Origin of the sequence: Rhodobacter sp. NSM (genome assembly GCF_052244495.1) — a bacterium.
Taxonomy (GTDB): Bacteria; Pseudomonadota; Alphaproteobacteria; order Rhodobacterales; family Rhodobacteraceae; genus Cereibacter_A.
On record NZ_JBQPXH010000023.1, the window covers coordinates 16,950 to 32,532 of the forward strand.

The following is a 15,583-nucleotide window of genomic DNA, read 5'->3' on the forward strand; positions in this document are numbered from 1 at the left end:
CCACCCCCGGCCGCCCCGGCAGGCCAGTCATACAGCAAGAAAGGAACCAGCCATGTCCATGACGATCTCCGCCGACCTCTGCACCGCCTGCGGCGACTGCGAACCGGTTTGCCCCACCAACGCGATCATCCCGAAGAAGGGCATCTACTTCATCAAGGCCGAAGTCTGCACCGAATGCGAGGGTGAGTTCGACATCCCGCAGTGCATGAACGTCTGCACGGCGGACAGCATCGCGCCGCTCGAGGCCTGAGCGGATGCGCGGCGACGGCGACCTTTGCGGGGACCGCGTCGGGTCCCGCGCGCTCAGCGAGAGGCTGAAGGTCGTCGCCGTGGCGGGCGACCGGATGCAGCTTCTGGCCGATCGCGCCGCGGGCTGCTCGTGCTGCACCATGCGCAGGACCTGCGGCGCGGCTGAAATCGCCTCGCAGGCAAGGCCCAAGTTCATCGAGGTCGCCCTGCCCGAGGGCGTGACGGTGCGGGCCGGTGACGAGGTCGACATCTCGCTGCCTGCCGGCCGGTTCCTCGCGACGGTGGGGCTGGCCTATCTCTTGCCGACCCTCGCCGTGGTGATCACTGCCGGCGCGGGGCTCGCGCTGAAGCTGCCCGACCTATGGGTGGCGCTCCTCTGCCTGCCGGCCCTCGGGCTCGCCCTCGTGCCCCTCGGCCGGGCCGGGCGGAGGAGCGGACTGGCCGAGGCTTTCCGGATCGAGGCCGTTCATTCCGCAGTCGCTGCGGCCCCCGCATTCACGCGGTGCGGTCCGTGAGCGGCGCGCGGCGCGCTCTGCTGGCCGCCGCGCTCATCGCGCTTGCCGCAGGCGGCGCCGTTGCGACAAACATGGGCAATGGCCCCCCCGATGTGCGCGAGACCTTCTATCTCTTCGGCACGCTGGTCGAGGTCGAGACGCGCGGCGTGTCCGAAGACACCGCGCATGCCGCCATAGCGCAAGTGGGCAAGCGTCTCGAGGCCGCCCATCGCGACTGGCATGCCTGGCGCCCCGGCGAACTCGAGAACCTCAACGCTGCCATCGCGGATCAACGCCCCCTCGTCGTCGATCCGACCCTTGCGGAGCTTCTGAAGCAGGGCCGCGATCTGTCCTGCGCAAGCGGTGGCCTCTTCGATCCGGCCATCGGTGCGCTGATCGAAGCCTGGGGCTTCCATGCCGACACTCTGCCCGAGGGCGACCCGCCGCCTGAAGCCACGGTTGACGATCTGGTCGCGCGCCATCCCCGCATGACGGATCTCCGCATCAACGGCAACGAGGTGCGATCGGTCAATCCCGCCGTCCAGCTCGATCTCGGCGCCTATGCCAAGGGCGCCGCACTGGACCTCGCGGCGCGGGATCTTCGAGCCGCGGGCGTGCAGGATGCCGTGCTGAATGCCGGCGGCGGCGTGCAGGTCATCGGCAGCCACGGCGCGCGTCCGTGGCGGGTGGCGATCCGCGACCCGTTCCAGTGGGGTGTGGTGGCCGCGGTCGCGCTCCGTCCCGGCGAGGCCCTCCACACTTCCGGCAATTACGAGCGATACTTCGATCACGACGGCGTCCGCTTCTCGCATGTGATCGACCCTCGAACCGGTCGGCCGATGCAAGGCATTGTCTCGGTCTCCGTCCTCGACACCAGCGGCGCGCGGGCCGATGCGGCCGCGACCGCCCTCTGCGTGGCGGGGCGCGAGGATTGGCCGAAGGTCGCGGCGGCCATGGGTGTGCGGTCCGTGATGATGATCACCGACGACGGATCGATCTTCGCAACGCCGGAGATGATGGCGCGGCTGGAGGCCGTCGACGGCGACTTTCCCGCTCCGGTTCAGGTCGTGCCGCTGCCCGAGGACGTGGCACGTCCCTCCTGCCCCGAGAACTGACCGGCCCCCGCCGCAGGGGCCGGCTCGTCCGGGTGATGGAGCGGGCCGTGAGAACCACGCCCTCCGTCCTTCCCTCGCCCAGCGCCGCTGCAGGCATCCTTCGTTGGCACGCCGCCTGCTTGTCCCCGTGAGCGGGCGACGCTTGTGCCCGGGCAGCGACAGCAGGGATTCAGGATGAGCAGGATCGGACTCTTCTTCGGCACAGACACTGGCAAGACGCGCAAGGTGGCACGGCAGATCAAGGCCATGTTCGACGACGAGGTGATGGCGAAGCCCGTCAACGTCAACCGGGCGGACGTCGAGGAGTTCATGGGTTACGACTTCCTGATCCTCGGAACGCCCACCATGGGCGAGGGGCAGCTGCCGGGACTTGGCGCGGACTGCGCCGAGGAGAATTGGGAAGAATTCCTTCCCAAGCTCGAAGGGCGCGACTTCACAGGCAAGACCATCGCGATCTTCGGCCTCGGCGATCAGATCACCTACCCGCTCGAGTTCGTGAACGCGATCTTCTTCCTCGCCGAGTTCTTCGGGGACAGGGGCGCAAGGATCGTGGGGCGCTGGCCGACCGAGGGCTATGACTTCGAGGAATCGCTCGCGGTGTCGGACGACGCGTTCCTCGGGTTGGCGCTCGACCTCGACAACCAGTCGGACCAGACCGAAAGCCGCCTGAACGCGTGGTTGAAGAGCATCGCGCCCGACTTCGGGCTTCCCGTCTAGCAGATAGGTCGTGCCCGCGAGAGGAGGCGCGGGCACCGACTTTCGCAACCCGCGTGGCCCGACGGTCACCGGCAACCCCTGCCCGCGACGATCGACGCCCTTCGGCCGGGCGGCACTCCCGCAGACCGTTCCGGAAAGCGAAGGCGGCGGGGAAGAACGGCTGGCCGCTTCGGCGTCCGTCCGGCCGCGCGTCTCGCAAAGCAGGCGGCGACGGCGACCGCCGCCCCCCGCGCTGACAGGCAACCATCCGCCGTCCGGCGTCCGGACACCTGCGCTGTTTGGGCGCAGGCCCGCTGAGCCGCCGCCCGCCACGCAACTTGGCCTTGATCTGGAACCGATTCGCTTTCATCGCATCGCTCGGACTTCCCTGACCGGAAGCGTTATGGAGCAGCAGATCTTGACCTTGCCGATCTTCAGATTGACCGCCTACAGCCTCCTGGCCGCCGTCGCACTGTCGGGAGCCGCCATGTCGGAGACGCCCGCCTCGGCGGCGTCGCCCTCCGGCCCGGCATTCTCGGCGCCCGCCGCCTTTTCCTTCGACCTGCTGGCCGAACGGGCGGCCACCCTCTCGCGCCAGCCCTACGTGCCGACCCCGGTCGAGCATCCCGAAGTGCTGGAGAAGATCGACTACGACGCACACTGGCGCATCCGCTTCCGCGACGAGGCGACGGTGACTGTCGGCGGCACTCCCGCGCAGTTCTTCCACCTCGGAACCTACTTCCGCCAGCCGGTGAGGATCTTCACCGTGGCGGGCGGCGAAGCGCGCGAGATCATCTACAGCCCGGCCTATTTCGAGATGCCGGACGACAGCCCCGCTCGCGGCCTCGGCGAGGATGCGGGCTTCGCCGGCTTCCGGCTGATGCGGGAGGACATGAAGAGCGACTGGATCTCGTTCCTCGGCGCCGCCTATTTCCGCAGCGACGGGGCGCTCCGCCAGTACGGGCTGTCCGCGCGCGCGGTGGCATTGAACACCGGTCTCTCCATCCCCGAGGAATTCCCGCGGTTCACCGAGTTCTACCTCGAGGAGGGCCCCGACGGCGCGACCATCGTGAACGCGCTGATGGACGGGCCCAGCATGACCGGCGCCTACCGCATGGTGATGCGCGACCAGCCGGGCAAAGGGCAGGTCATGGACATCTCGAGCCGTCTATTCTTCCGCGCGCCGGTCGAGCGGCTGGGCGTGGCGCCGCTTACCTCGATGTTCTGGTATTCCGAAAGCAACCGCTTCCAGTCGGCGGATTGGCGGCCCGAGGTCCATGACACGGACGGGCTGATGATCCACACCGGAGCGGGCGAGCACATCTGGCGGCCGCTGAACAACCCCGACCGCGTGGTGACTTCGAGCTACTACGACCGCGGCATCAAGGGCTTCGGCCTTGTGCAGCGCGATCGCGACTTCAACCATTTCCAGGATGACGGCGTCTTCTACGACAAACGCCCCGCCGTCTGGATCGAGCCCACGTCGGATTGGGGCGCGGGGGCGGTGCAGCTGGTCGAAATCCCGACCGAGGACGAGATCTACGACAACATCGTCGCCTTCTGGAACCCCGAGAAGCAACCGCAGGCGGGCGAGGAGATGCGCTTCGACTACCGGATGCACTGGGTTGCGTCGCCGCCCGTGGACATGCCGCTCGCGCATACGGTCGCGACGCAGGTCGGCAATGGCGGCGTGCCCGGCCAGCCGCGGCCAAAGGACGTGATCAAGGTCGTCCTGGATTTCGAGGGACCGGCGCTCGAAGGGCTGGACCCGCGCGACGGTGTGACCGCCGAGGTGTCGGCGCCGGACGGGGTCGAGGTCATCAATCCCTTCGTCGTGCGGGTCGTGGGCACCGAGCGCTTCCGGCTGACCTTCGACCTGAAGGCTGCGCCCGAGACGGATACCGTGGACCTGCGCGCCTACATCGCGCACAAGGGCGCACCGCTCACCGAGACGTGGCTCGGCCAGTTCCACCTGGCGCAGATCAACCGGTTGCGGTGAAGATCGACAGCGGCCGCCGCACGGCGGCCGCGACCTGACCCACGGCCGCTACGGTCGCCAAAGCGGCAGGATCAGGCCTTGCGGTCCCCGCAGGGGAAACCGCGAGCGCCCGGAACAGCCGAGCGGTCGCGAGAACGGCGGCGGCATGCGTCCGGGGCGCGACCCGCGCCCGAGGGATGCCGCACCGGTCCTCCGGCTTATTGGGACGCGAGGCTGTAGGCAACCGGCTCGGCAGCGATCGTCACCTGACCTTCTGCGCGGGCGAAGGTGTAGACGGTCCGCAGGTCCGAGGGCATCGAGAACTGCACCCGGTCCTGATCCTCGAGGCGCATCCGGATGAGTTGCGGTTCGGCCGAGGGCGTGCGGGCGCGGAAGGCTGCCGTGACCTCGAATCCGCCATCCTCCAGGTCGCTGCGATAGGCGACGAGGTCGAGGGCGCCATCGTGCAGGCTGCGGGCCTGCATCGGCGCGTTGAGCGTGATTTCGCCTGCCAAGGCGGAAGAAGCCAGCGTTGCGGTGGCAATGGCGGTGGCGGCCAGGATCGTTTTCATCTTGAGACACTTTCCATGAGGTGAGGCCCGTAACGGCAGGCCGATTGATTGGCGAAGATATTGCTGCAATGCAGCGGCGTCCACGCTCAGACCTGCAGTCCCGCCATGCACGAGGCGGGACGGTTGCCGCATCATTATGTCGCGGAGACAATCGCTTAGATCCCATTTCACGTGACATCGCGGGGGCTTGCCGCAGGTGCGAGACGTTGTGCGCGTGCGGCACGCCGCTTGCCTCGCCGGGTGCCCTCTCAGCAGTTGCGACGACCGGTCGCTGGCCGTTTCCGCAGCGCGGCCGGACGCCGCCGCGACGGGGGCAGGAAGCGGAAAGGCGGCAGAGCGGACCGACGGGGCCCAAGGCCGGCATCAGAGCGGCAGAGAGTTCGCGGGCGACGTTACGGAACGTCACCGCCTCCGGATCTGCCTTTGCGCTTCCCGGCCTCGGCTTCGCCGGATTAGCCTCCGGCAGGTCGACAGGAAGGGGAGGGCTTGATGACCGCTGAACCGATCGTGATCGCAGGTGCCGCGCGCACACCCATGGGTGCCTTCCAGGGAGTGCTGAAGGGCCGCACCGCCGTCGAACTGGGTGGCGTCGCCGTCGCCGAGGCGCTGGAGAGGGCCGGAGTCGCCCCTGGCGACGTCGACGAGCTCGTGATGGGCTGCGTCCTGCCCGCGGGCCTCGGCCAGGCGCCGGCGCGGCAGGCTGCGTTGGGGGCTGGCCTGCCCGAGACCGTTCCCTGCGCGACGCTGAACAAGGTCTGCGGCTCGGGCATGAAGGCTGCCATGCTTGCCCATGACCTGATCCGCGCGGGCAGCGCGGGCATTGTCGTGGCGGGCGGGATGGAGAGCATGTCGAACGCGCCCTACCTGCTCGACAAGGCGCGGGGCGGATACCGGATCGGGCACGGCCGTGTCATGGACCACATGTTCCTCGACGGGCTCGAGGACGCCTACGACAAGGGCCGTGCGATGGGCACCTTTGCCGAGGATTGCGCAGAAGCCTACCAGTTCACCCGGGAAGCACAGGATGCCTACGCGCTCGAATCCCTCTCGCGCGCCAAGGCGGCCATTGCCGGGGGCCGCTTCGCGTCCGAAGTGGTCGCGGTGGACGGTGTGAGCGAGGACGAGGCGCCCGGACGCGCCCGGCCCGAGAAGATCCCGCACCTCCGCCCGGCCTTCCGCGAGGGCGGCACGGTCACGGCCGCCAACAGCTCCTCGATCTCGGACGGAGCGGCGGCGCTGGTGATCGCGCGCATGGGCGTGGCAGAGGCGCGGGGCCTTGCGCCTCTCGCGGTGATCCGCGGCCATGCGAGCCATGCGCAGGCGCCGAAGCTCTTCACCACCGCCCCGATCTTCGCGATCCGCAAGCTGCTCGACCGGATCGGCTGGGATGCGCGTGACGTCGATCTCTTCGAGATCAACGAGGCCTTCGCGGTGGTGGCCATGGCCGCCATGCGCGATCTGGACCTGCCGCATGACAAGGTGAACGTGAACGGCGGCGCCTGCGCACTGGGTCATCCGATCGGCTGCTCGGGTGCAAGGATCGTCGTGACGCTTCTCGAGGCCCTGCGCGCACGCGGCCTGCGGCGCGGCGTGGCCTCGCTCTGCATCGGCGGCGGCGAGGCGACGGCGCTCGCGGTGGAGCTGGTCTGATGGATGTGAGGGACCAGCCTGCACTGGTGACCGGCGCGGGATCCGGCCTCGGCGAGGCGACGGCCCGGGCGCTGGCCACGGCGGGGGCGCGGGTCGCGCTCCTCGATTTCAACCTGCCCGCAGCCGAAGCGGTGGCGGCGGAAATCGGTGGCCTCGCGATCCGTTGCGACGTGGCCTCGGCCGGAAGCGCGGAAGAGGCGGTCGCCCGTGCCGCCGAGGCCCAGGGCGTGGCGCGGATCCTCGTCAACTGCGCGGGCGTGGCACCAGCGAAGAAGATGCTCGGCAAGGGGGGCGTCATGCCGCTCGACGAGTTCCGCAGTGCCATCGAGGTCAACCTGATCGGCAGCTTCAACCTCCTGCGCCTCTTCGCGGCGCGGGCCGCCGACCTCGCGCCGCTCGAGACGGGCGAGCGGGGCGCCGCGATCAACACCGCGTCCATCGCCGCCTGGGAGGGACAGATCGGTCAGACCGCCTATGCGGCGTCCAAGGCCGGCATCGTGGGCCTCACCCTGCCCGCCGCCCGGGAACTGGCGCCGCTCGGGATACGGGTCTGCACCATCGCCCCCGGCATCTTCGAGACGGCCATGCTCAAGGGCCTGCCCGAGGCCGCGCAGGAGAGCCTCGGAGCGGCGGTCCCGTTTCCCTCACGGCTCGGCAGGCCCTCGGAGTTTGCCGCTCTGGCGCTCCACATTCTGGGCAATCCGATGCTCAACGGCGAGACGATCCGCCTCGACGGCGCCTTGCGGATGGCCCCGAAATGAGCGTGCTGAGCGAAGAACAACGTCTCGTGCAGGAGATGGCGCGCCAGTTCGCGCGGGATGTGCTGGCCCCCGGCGCTGCTGCGCGCGCCAGGGCCAAGGCCATCGAACCCGCCGTCCTGGCCCAGATGGGGGAACTTGGCTTCCTCGGCATGACCGTTCCCGAGGAGATGGGCGGCGTCGGCGCCGACTACGTGAGCTACGCGCTGGCACTGATCGAGGTTGCCGCGGGCGACGGGTCGGTCTCGACGGTGATGAGCGTCCACAACGCACCCTTCAATGCGATCCTCCAGCGCTACGCGAGCCCCGAGCAGCGCGAGGCCGTGTTGCGCCCCGCAGCCCAGGGCGCCTTCATCGGCGCCTTCGCGCTGACCGAGGGCCATGCGGGCTCGGACGCCTCGGCGCTGCGGACCCGCGCCCGTCGCTCAGGCGGCGATTACGTCATCGACGGAGAGAAGGTCTTCATCACCTCGGGTCGGCTGGCGGGTTGGGCGATCCTCTTTGCCCGCATGGAGGGGACGTCCGGCAAGGAGGGCATCACCTGCTTTCTCACGCCCACCTCGACGCCGGGCTATGAAATCGCCAAGATCGAGGAGAAGCTCGGGCAGGAGGCTTCCGACACCTGCGCCTTGCGTTTCGACAGCCTGCGCGTGCCCGAGGCGATGCGGATCGGCGCCGAGGGCGAGGGCTACCGGATCGCGCTGTCCAGTCTCGAGACGGGTCGCATCGGCATCGCCGCACAGTCGGTAGGCATGGCGCAGGCCGCCCTCGAGGCTGCCGTGGCCTATGCGCGCGAGCGGACCTCCTTCGGGCGGGCCTTGATCGAGCATCAGGCGGTCGGATTCCGGCTGGCGGACGCCAAAACCCGGCTGGAGGCCGCACGGCAGTTGGTGCTTCACGCGGCACGGATGAAGGATGCGGGCGTGCCCTGCCTCACCGAGGCGGCGATGGCCAAGCTCTTCGCGTCGGAGGCGGCGGAACGGATCGTCTCGGACGCGATCCAGACCTTCGGCGGTTACGGCTACACCCGCGACTTCCCGGTGGAGCGGATTTATCGCGACGTCCGGGTCTGCCAGATCTACGAGGGGACGTCGGACATCCAGAAGATGCTGATCCTCCGTGGCATGGCCTGACCCATTTCGGGGCCGGAACGTCGGCCCGGAGGGCGTGCCACGCTTCCCGGCGACCCTTCGGCGGTGGCCATGCCTGCATTCATATCCAAGGCAGACCCCGCCCAGATCCTGGCGCGACGGGAGTTGAACGGATCTGTGGCGGCCGAGGCCGGAGCAATCCGGCCCGACCGCTGACACCTGTCGCGCCTCGGGCGGGTGCCCGGACCTGCCGGTCAGCCCGGCACGGCCTCCACCTCTTCGCAGCGGACGAAGAAATGCGTCAGCTCATGCGAGCCGAAGGAATGGATCAATGGGACGTCTGCCGCGTCTCGGCCGCGGGCGACGACGATGCGTCCGATCCGGCGCTGGTTGTTGCGCGGGTCAAAGGTGTGCCAGCGGCCACCGATGTAGACCTCTGTCCAGGCGCAGAAATCCATCGGCCCGGCCGGAGGCACGCCGATGTCGCCCAGATAGCCGTTGATGTAGCGGGCAGGAATGTTCAGCGCACGGCAGAGTGCTATGGCCAGGTGGGTGAAGTCGCGGCAGACGCCGGTTCCTTCCTCCCAGGTCTGGTAGGCCGTGCGGAAGGGGCTGGCATTGGCATAGTCGAAGCGGACATGGTCATGCGCGAAATCCGAGATCGCCTGCACGCGCGCCCAGCCGGGAGTCACGCTCCCGAACAGGTCCCAGGCGAGTTGGCTGATCCGGTCGGTCTCGCAGTAGCGCGAGCCGAGAAGATAGGGCAGCGTCTCGTCGGGCAGTTGCCCGACGGGAACCTCCTGTGCCGACCAGTCCTCGGCGTCGGGGATACCCGGATCCCTGATCACGCCGTCGCCGCGGATCGTGAAGTCGCCCGCCGGCACGACCAGCCGACGGCAGGTGTTGCCGAACATGTCGTGGTAGATCTTCATCGGCACCTGCGGCTCGGCCGTCACGACCTCGGGCGACTGCAGGTCCGACCGCCGCTCGTCCCGGATGTCGAGCAGGCAGATCATGGGCGTGTCGGCGATGCAGTTGACCGAGATCTCGAATCCGAAGCGTATCAGCATTGCCTGCCCTTTCGTGGTTCAGGCTGATGAAACATGTCCCCGGATCGGGAAGTTCCGCGCGAGCACCCGATGCGCCGGCTTATGCCCGCAGAAGCGGCAATTGCCGGGCGAAATGGCGGAAACCGCCGCTTAGCCGCGCTTGAGCCGGATCACCACGTCGACACGGCTCAGCTCTGCGCCGGCGGGCAGCTCCGGGATGCGGGTGATCTCCAGCTCATCGGCGGGTGCGTCGAAAAGCTCGGCCGTGTCTTCCCAGAAGAAGTGGGGGTGGTTGTCGACGCGCGTGTCGAAATAGCTGCGCGAGCCGTCGACTACGACCTCCTGCATGAGACCCGCTTCGCAGAAGGCGCGCAGCGTGTTGTAGACGGTGGCGAGGCTGACCTTGTCGCTGGACTGCCCCGCGGCCGCAAAAAGGCTTTCCGCCGTCACATGCCGGTCGCGGCCGTCGCCGACGAGAAGCGCCGCAAGCGCCACCCGCTGCCGCGTGGGGCGCAGACCGCCCTTCCCCAGCCACTCGGTGCCGCGTTCGATTGCCGTTCTTGCCATCGTACCATCTGCCATGAAATGCATCTTATCCCATTGCGGCGGTAAAATTCAAACGGAAAGACCCATGTTTTTCTGGAGCCCGGCAGGCCCGGTGACGCAGGGCGCCGCCCTTGCCAGTCGTTCCGTGCCGGTGTTAAGGGGAAGCGATTGACCAAGGGACGGACGGGAGAAAGATGGCGGACTATCCGACGAGCTTCGACAAGGAGGCGCTGCTGGCTTGTGCGCGGGGCGAGCTCTTCGGGCCGGGCAATGCCCAGTTGCCGCTGCCGCCGATGCTGATGATGGACCGCATCACCGAGATCTCGGCGGATGGCGGCCTGCACGGCAAGGGCCATGTCGTGGCCGAATTCGACATCCATCCGGACCTGTGGTTCTTCGAGTGCCATTTTCCGGGCAATCCGGTCATGCCGGGCTGTCTCGGCCTCGACGGGCTCTGGCAGCTCACAGGCTTCAACCTCGGCTGGCGCGGCTGGCAGGGCCAGGGCTTCGCGCTCGGCGTGGGAGAGGTGAAGCTCTCGGGCATGGTGCGCCCGGACCGGAAGCTCGTCACCTATCACGTCGATTTCACCCGCGTCATCGACCGCCGGCTCAAGATGGGTGTGGCGGACGGGCGCGTATTCGCCGACGGCGAAGAGATCTACACCGTCAAGGACATGAAAGTCGGTCTGGCCGCTGCGGCCTGATCCGGGGGAGGACTACCCATGCGCCGCGTCGTCATCACCGGGATCGGCATCGTCTCGCCGATCGGGAACAATGCCGCCGAAGTGGAAGCGAGCCTGCGTGCTGGCCGCTCGGGCATCTCCTTCTCGGAGGAATACGCCCAGCACGGCTTCCGCAGCCAGGTCCACGGCATGCCGAAGATCGTGCTCGAGGACCATGTCGACAAGCGCGACCTGCGCTTCATGGGCGCCGGAGCCGCCTACAACTTCATCGCGATGGAGCAGGCGATCAAGGACTCGGGCCTGGAGGAGAGCGACGTCTCGAACCCGCGCTCGGGCCTCGTGATGGGCTCGGGCGGGCCGTCGACGTCGAACTTCTTCCAGGCCCACAAGATCGTCATCGAGAAGGGCTCGCCGAAGCGGATGGGGCCGTTCATGGTCACCCGCTGCATGAGCTCGACCAACTCGGCCTGCCTTGCCACCCCGTTCAAGATCAAGGGCGTGAACTACTCGATCACCTCCGCCTGCTCCACCTCGGCGCATTGCATCGGCAACGGGACCGAGCTGATCCAGATGGGCAAGCAGGACGTGGTCTTCGCCGGCGGCGGGGAAGAACTCGACTGGACGCTCTCCTGCCTCTTCGACGCGATGGGGGCGATGTCCTCCAAGTACAATGGCACGCCCGAACACGCCTCTCGTCCCTTCGACGCGACGCGGGACGGCTTCGTGATCGCCGGCGGCGGCGGCGTGGTCGTGCTGGAAGAGCTCGAGCATGCCCGGGCGCGCGGCGCGAAGATCTATGCCGAGGTGACGGGCTACGGCGCGACCTCGGACGGGGCCGACATGGTGGCGCCCTCCGGCGAGGGCGGCGAGCGGTCCATGCGGCTCGCGCTCGGCACGCTGCCCGAGGGGCGGCGCATCGACTACATCAACGCGCATGGCACCTCGACCCCGGCCGGCGACGTGACGGAGGTGAGGGCCGTGCGCCGGATCTTCGGCGAGGGCAACGTGCCGCCGATCTCCTCGACGAAATCGCTGACCGGCCACTCGCTCGGCGCGACCGGCGTCCACGAGGCGATCTATTCGATCCTGATGATGCAGGGCAACTTCATTGCCGCATCGGCCAATGTGAGCCAGCTCGATCCCGAGATCCAGCCGGCCGAGATCGCCACCACCCTGCGCGAAGGGGTCGACATCGACTCGGTGCTGTCCAACAGCTTCGGCTTCGGCGGCACCAACGCGTCCCTCGTCCTGAGCAAGTTCAACAACTGAGGTCGCGCAGATGGCCGAACTGATGAAGGGTAAACGCGGTCTGGTGATGGGGGTCGCGAATGACCGCTCGATCGCCTGGGGCATCGCGCGGGCACTGGCGGCCGAAGGCGCGGATCTGGCCTTCTCCTACCAGGGCGAGGCTTTCGGAAAGCGCGTCGAGCCGCTGGCGGCCTCGGTCGGCTCCGACTTCCTCGTCGACGTCGACGTGACGAACGACGAGTCGCTCGACGCCTGCTTCGCCTCGCTGAAGGAGCGCTGGGGCAGCCTCGACTTCGTGGTTCATGCCATCGCCTTCTCGGACAAAGCGGAACTGGGTGGGCGCTTCATCAACACCACGCGCGAGAACTTCCGGAACTCGCTGACGATCTCCTGCTACTCGTTCATCGACATCGCCCGGCGAGCCTCCGAACTGATGCCCGATGGAGGCACCCTGCTCACACTGACCTATCAGGGCTCGAACCGCGTGACGCCCTATTACAACGTGATGGGCGTAGCGAAGTCGGCCCTGGAATCCGCCGTCCGCTACCTCGCGAACGATCTGGGTCCGCAGAAGATCCGCGTCAACGCGATCTCGCCGGGCCCGATGAAGACGCTTGCCGGAGCCGCGATCTCGGGGGCGCGCGCGACCTTCCGCCATACCGAGTCCAACAGTCCGCTCCGCGCCAACGCGACGCTCGAAGCGGTGGGCGGCACGGCGGTCTGGCTGGCGTCCGATTACGGCGCCTGCACGACGGGAGAGATCGTGCGCGTGGACGGGGGGTACCATATCCTCGGAATGCCACAGCCCGAAAACCTCTAGCGGACGGCCGAGGCTGGCCCCTCACCTGCCACAGGCATAATCCTCGCCGCCCGCGCAGCATGACGCCGCGCGGGATGCAACCCCTTCGCATCTGACGTCTGCGCGAGCATGCCGACGGTCCGATGGAACGGGCTCGCTTCGCTGCCGTTCCCCCTGCATGCGGCCAAGCGGCCGCCTCACCGCACAACGGGGGAACCGGCCATGCCACAGTCGATCTTCGTCAACCTGCCCGTATCGGATCTGTCGCGGTCCGTCTCCTTCTACCAGTCGCTCGGGTTCGGTCTCGATCAACAATTCTCGAACGAGGCCGGCGCCTGCATCACCGTCTCGGACAGCATCAGGCTCATGCTGCTGACGCATGAAAAGTTCGACTCCTTCTTGACCCTCCCGCGTGCCGACACGACCGCCACGACATCCGTCCTGATCGCCCTCTCCCGCGACAATCGCGATGCGGTCGACGATCTGCTCGACACTGCTCTGGCCTCGGGTGGGAAGGAGCCCAGAGAGGCGGACGATCACGGCTGGATGTATCAGCGCACCTTCATGGACCCGGACGGAAATGTCTTTGAAATCTTCTGGATGGACACCGAGGCCGCATCCGCCGCGGGTAGGATGCCAAGTGGGTGACAACTGAAGGTTGACGATCCAGTGCATCAATGTGACAATTTGGGGGCGAATTTGTGACAAGGATTTCCCGATGCACAGGTCGACCACCCTTTCCGTCACCCGCCTGTTACAGATCCTCCTGCTCGTCTGGATCACACTCCTTTCTGCAAGCGTGCTGCAGGATCTGGCGCGATGGGCCGCCGTTACCGATGATCGCGTCTGGCGCCTCGATGTTGATTTCGAGGGAAGCGTCTACACCTGGTTCTCGGGGATGCTGCTTCTTCTGGTCGGGCTCGTGTCGCTCGCCATCGCTGCGCGTGCCCTCGCCGAGAGAGATACATGGCGATTCCACTGGCTGGGCCTGGGGCTCGTCTTTCTGATCTTGTCGATGGACGAGACGCTGTCGCTGCATGAACAGCTGTCCGGCGCGATGGCGACCGGCGAACAAGAGGAGAGCTGGCTCTACTTCCGATGGGTCGTGCCGGTCGGCCTCGGCGTGCTGGCCTTCGCCGTCTCCTACCTGCGGTTCCTCGCCAACCTGCCCCGCCAGATCGCGGTGCTCATGGTTGTGTCCGGCGCGCTGTTCGTGGGCGGCGCCATAGGCATGGAGATACTGGCGGGCAAGCTCGTCTCTGGTGGCGGCGAGGCGATCTATGACGGCATCGCCTATCGCCTGCTGACGAATGTCGAGGAGGGGCTCGAGGTGGCCGGCGTCCTTCTCTTCCTGCACACGCTGTTCCGGTACTGCCTCGTTACCGGCTTCGACAGGCTGGAGCTGAACGAGCGGACGCAACGCTCACATGCCTACGTCGGCACGCCGGCCGAGTAGGTCGCCGAACTTGGGAACCTATGCAATGCCGCGCGGCGAAAGCCGTGCGGCATATTCCTGCCCGAAAGGACCGGCTGCTGTCTCAGGGCAGAGGCTGGAGCGGGTAGCGGGAATCGAACCCGCGCCAAGAGCTTGGAAGGCTCGTGTGATACCATTTCACCATACCCGCGCGAGGCCCTGTTAGCATGAGGCGGCCTGCTCCTCAAGGGTGAGCACGTGCGGAAATGCCATGACGCGCGGCCTCCACGGCCGGAGGGCGTCGCGGTTGATCGCCCGCCTGCGCAGCAAGAAATCCGCCTGGGATGGCGGCGGACATCGGGGCTTCGGAGGCCTCGCGACCGCCAGACACGACCTGTATCGTCGATTCCCGATCAGATGGCCGCGCAGGCAATCTGTGGTCGCGGAAGGCAGCTGTCACCCCGGATGGTGATGACGTGGCTGTGGTGGAGAAATCGAGTAGCTGTTGGCGTCGAGCGTGATCGCGCAGTCATGGCTTACTACCCGCAACAGGTCGCGCAGAGCCCCGAAGGCCCGCCCAGCCACCCAACGGCTTGAGGCAGTGCGCCTCGTCGCACGCAAAGCGCGCCAGCGGTGCCTCCTGCGTTATGCCGTGTACCCCCGCCGACCTGGCGCTCGCACGCCGCCAGATGCGCCTCGAAGGCACTCCAGCTTTGAAAATGCGTCGGGCAACCGCGTTCTTCTTTAGATATCCGACGTAAATCTCCGTCTTGCCCTTCGTGCGGGCGCGGTAAGGCGCACGGAACGAAGCCTCAGTGACGGGCGAAGGCAAGAAAGGTCGGGTTGAACATCACCTGCCGCGGCGTCGCATCGTGGGTCGTCACCGGCGCGCGCGGGTTGTCGATCAGCACTTCCTCGGGAACGCCGCCGAACGTCGAGAAAGCACTCTCCACGCCCGTAAGCCAGTTCTCCTGACGCTCGCCGCGGAAGGCGTCTACATGCACCCGCCGCGAATGACCTGGCGTCGCCACGAACGGGACACCTTCAGGCGCTCGCCGAAATGGATCTGCAGCTGACGGCCCGGAGGCGTCTCGAACCGCACGGTCGCCAGAGCCTCCGCCTTCAGCGCCTGACGCCAGGACGTCACCGCGCGCTCAAACGTGCGAAGGCTCACGAGGACATCGGTAATCCTCCCGGTTTTAGCGGGATCCGGCCGTAGAATTCACGCGGCCATCTTCAGC

General features: G+C 67.5%; 16 protein-coding genes, 1 tRNA gene and 1 pseudogene. 13 read left to right on the forward strand and 5 right to left on the reverse strand.

The genetic code is table 11. The annotated features are described in order from the left end of the window. Window positions 1-19: 19 nt before the first annotated feature. The 5 genes and pseudogenes from ACTVZP_RS20760 to ACTVZP_RS20780 all read left to right on the forward strand — a co-directional run. Window positions 20-250: pseudogene (locus tag ACTVZP_RS20760) on the forward strand (4Fe-4S binding protein); the annotation flags it as partial. 4 nt (window positions 251-254) lie between these two features. Further along, window positions 255-764, forward strand: a complete 510-nt coding sequence (locus ACTVZP_RS20765) for a SoxR reducing system RseC family protein (RefSeq protein ID WP_443214061.1) — start codon at window positions 255-257, stop codon at window positions 762-764. After that, on the forward strand, window positions 761-1,858 hold the full coding sequence (locus tag ACTVZP_RS20770) for an FAD:protein FMN transferase (RefSeq protein WP_443214062.1): 1,098 nt from the start codon (window positions 761-763) through the stop codon (window positions 1,856-1,858). The genes ACTVZP_RS20765 and ACTVZP_RS20770 overlap by 4 nt, the downstream gene beginning before the upstream one ends. A 174-nt stretch (window positions 1,859-2,032) precedes the next feature. Further along, on the forward strand, window positions 2,033-2,575 hold the full coding sequence (locus ACTVZP_RS20775) for a flavodoxin (RefSeq protein ID WP_443214063.1): 543 nt from the start codon (window positions 2,033-2,035) through the stop codon (window positions 2,573-2,575). Window positions 2,576-2,957: 382 nt separating this feature from the next. Continuing rightward, window positions 2,958-4,553 carry a glucan biosynthesis protein gene (locus ACTVZP_RS20780; RefSeq protein WP_443214064.1) on the forward strand — a complete coding sequence of 532 codons (1,596 nt, stop codon included), beginning with the start codon at window positions 2,958-2,960 and terminating at the stop codon, window positions 4,551-4,553. A gap of 197 nt (window positions 4,554-4,750) precedes the next feature. Here the strand turns inward: ACTVZP_RS20780 and ACTVZP_RS20785 are convergent, their stop codons facing one another. Further along, window positions 4,751-5,104: a hypothetical protein gene (locus tag ACTVZP_RS20785; protein ID WP_443214065.1), complete on the reverse strand. Its 354-nt coding sequence runs from the start codon at window positions 5,102-5,104 to the stop codon at window positions 4,751-4,753. Window positions 5,105-5,593: 489 nt separating this feature from the next. On the opposite strand from ACTVZP_RS20785, the gene ACTVZP_RS20790 reads away from it, so the two are divergent. The 3 genes from ACTVZP_RS20790 to ACTVZP_RS20800 are packed head-to-tail and all read left to right on the forward strand — an operon-like array spanning window position 5,594 to window position 8,645. Continuing rightward, the gene (locus ACTVZP_RS20790) at window positions 5,594-6,754 is read left to right on the forward strand and encodes an acetyl-CoA C-acyltransferase (RefSeq protein WP_443214066.1); all 1,161 of its coding nucleotides are present in this window, start codon (window positions 5,594-5,596) and stop codon (window positions 6,752-6,754) included. Further along, on the forward strand, window positions 6,754-7,515 hold the full coding sequence (locus tag ACTVZP_RS20795) for an SDR family NAD(P)-dependent oxidoreductase (RefSeq protein ID WP_443214067.1): 762 nt from the start codon (window positions 6,754-6,756) through the stop codon (window positions 7,513-7,515). Before ACTVZP_RS20790 ends, ACTVZP_RS20795 begins: the two co-directional genes overlap by 1 nt. Next, entirely contained in the window at window positions 7,512-8,645 is a 1,134-nt protein-coding gene (locus ACTVZP_RS20800; RefSeq protein ID WP_443214068.1) for an acyl-CoA dehydrogenase family protein, read from the forward strand. The genes ACTVZP_RS20795 and ACTVZP_RS20800 overlap by 4 nt, the downstream gene beginning before the upstream one ends. Window positions 8,646-8,857: 212 nt before the next feature. Here ACTVZP_RS20800 and ACTVZP_RS20805 read toward each other — a convergent pair whose 3' ends face one another. Next, window positions 8,858-9,673, reverse strand: a complete 816-nt coding sequence (locus ACTVZP_RS20805; protein WP_443214069.1) for a transglutaminase-like domain-containing protein — start codon at window positions 9,671-9,673, stop codon at window positions 8,858-8,860. 129 nt (window positions 9,674-9,802) lie between these two features. After that, the gene (gene irrA, locus ACTVZP_RS20810; RefSeq protein ID WP_443214070.1) at window positions 9,803-10,243 is read right to left on the reverse strand and encodes an iron response transcriptional regulator IrrA; all 441 of its coding nucleotides are present in this window, start codon (window positions 10,241-10,243) and stop codon (window positions 9,803-9,805) included. A gap of 149 nt (window positions 10,244-10,392) precedes the next feature. Between irrA and fabA the strand changes: the two genes are divergently transcribed. The 5 genes from fabA to ACTVZP_RS20835 all read left to right on the forward strand — a co-directional run bounded on the left by fabA (window position 10,393) and on the right by ACTVZP_RS20835 (window position 14,384). Next, window positions 10,393-10,902: a bifunctional 3-hydroxydecanoyl-ACP dehydratase/trans-2-decenoyl-ACP isomerase gene (gene fabA / locus ACTVZP_RS20815; RefSeq protein ID WP_443214071.1), complete on the forward strand. Its 510-nt coding sequence runs from the start codon at window positions 10,393-10,395 to the stop codon at window positions 10,900-10,902. An 18-nt stretch (window positions 10,903-10,920) separates the two neighbouring features. Beyond that, window positions 10,921-12,150, forward strand: a complete 1,230-nt coding sequence (gene fabB / locus ACTVZP_RS20820) for a beta-ketoacyl-ACP synthase I (RefSeq protein ID WP_443214072.1) — start codon at window positions 10,921-10,923, stop codon at window positions 12,148-12,150. Between the two features lie 10 nt (window positions 12,151-12,160). Beyond that, window positions 12,161-12,949 carry an enoyl-ACP reductase FabI gene (locus ACTVZP_RS20825; RefSeq protein ID WP_443214073.1) on the forward strand — a complete coding sequence of 263 codons (789 nt, stop codon included), beginning with the start codon at window positions 12,161-12,163 and terminating at the stop codon, window positions 12,947-12,949. A gap of 201 nt (window positions 12,950-13,150) precedes the next feature. Continuing rightward, window positions 13,151-13,576, forward strand: a complete 426-nt coding sequence (locus ACTVZP_RS20830; RefSeq protein ID WP_443214074.1) for a VOC family protein — start codon at window positions 13,151-13,153, stop codon at window positions 13,574-13,576. Window positions 13,577-13,646: 70 nt separating this feature from the next. Continuing rightward, entirely contained in the window at window positions 13,647-14,384 is a 738-nt protein-coding gene (locus ACTVZP_RS20835) for a hypothetical protein (protein WP_443214075.1), read from the forward strand. 95 nt (window positions 14,385-14,479) lie between these two features. Here the strand turns inward: ACTVZP_RS20835 and ACTVZP_RS20840 are convergent. Both ACTVZP_RS20840 and ACTVZP_RS20845 read right to left on the reverse strand, forming a co-directional pair. Continuing rightward, window positions 14,480-14,553: transfer RNA gene (locus ACTVZP_RS20840), tRNA-Gly, on the reverse strand. A 601-nt stretch (window positions 14,554-15,154) separates the two neighbouring features. Then, window positions 15,155-15,373: a hypothetical protein gene (locus ACTVZP_RS20845; RefSeq protein WP_443214076.1), complete on the reverse strand. Its 219-nt coding sequence runs from the start codon at window positions 15,371-15,373 to the stop codon at window positions 15,155-15,157. Window positions 15,374-15,583: the final 210 nt, after the last annotated feature.

Coding starts and splice junctions, on each gene's coding strand:
- fabB (WP_443214072.1), top strand. CDS start 10,921: ATGCGCCGCGTCGTCATCACCGGGATCGGCATCGTCTCGCCGATCGGG.
- ACTVZP_RS20785 (WP_443214065.1), bottom strand. CDS start 5,104: ATGAAAACGATCCTGGCCGCCACCGCCATTGCCACCGCAACGCTGGCT.
- ACTVZP_RS20775 (WP_443214063.1), top strand. CDS start 2,033: ATGAGCAGGATCGGACTCTTCTTCGGCACAGACACTGGCAAGACGCGC.
- ACTVZP_RS20765 (WP_443214061.1), top strand. CDS start 255: ATGCGCGGCGACGGCGACCTTTGCGGGGACCGCGTCGGGTCCCGCGCG.
- ACTVZP_RS20835 (WP_443214075.1), top strand. CDS start 13,647: ATGCACAGGTCGACCACCCTTTCCGTCACCCGCCTGTTACAGATCCTC.
- ACTVZP_RS20780 (WP_443214064.1), top strand. CDS start 2,958: ATGGAGCAGCAGATCTTGACCTTGCCGATCTTCAGATTGACCGCCTAC.
- ACTVZP_RS20790 (WP_443214066.1), top strand. CDS start 5,594: ATGACCGCTGAACCGATCGTGATCGCAGGTGCCGCGCGCACACCCATG.
- ACTVZP_RS20830 (WP_443214074.1), top strand. CDS start 13,151: ATGCCACAGTCGATCTTCGTCAACCTGCCCGTATCGGATCTGTCGCGG.
- ACTVZP_RS20795 (WP_443214067.1), top strand. CDS start 6,754: ATGGATGTGAGGGACCAGCCTGCACTGGTGACCGGCGCGGGATCCGGC.
- fabA (WP_443214071.1), top strand. CDS start 10,393: ATGGCGGACTATCCGACGAGCTTCGACAAGGAGGCGCTGCTGGCTTGT.
- ACTVZP_RS20825 (WP_443214073.1), top strand. CDS start 12,161: ATGGCCGAACTGATGAAGGGTAAACGCGGTCTGGTGATGGGGGTCGCG.
- ACTVZP_RS20800 (WP_443214068.1), top strand. CDS start 7,512: ATGAGCGTGCTGAGCGAAGAACAACGTCTCGTGCAGGAGATGGCGCGC.
- ACTVZP_RS20805 (WP_443214069.1), bottom strand. CDS start 9,673: ATGCTGATACGCTTCGGATTCGAGATCTCGGTCAACTGCATCGCCGAC.
- irrA (WP_443214070.1), bottom strand. CDS start 10,243: ATGCATTTCATGGCAGATGGTACGATGGCAAGAACGGCAATCGAACGC.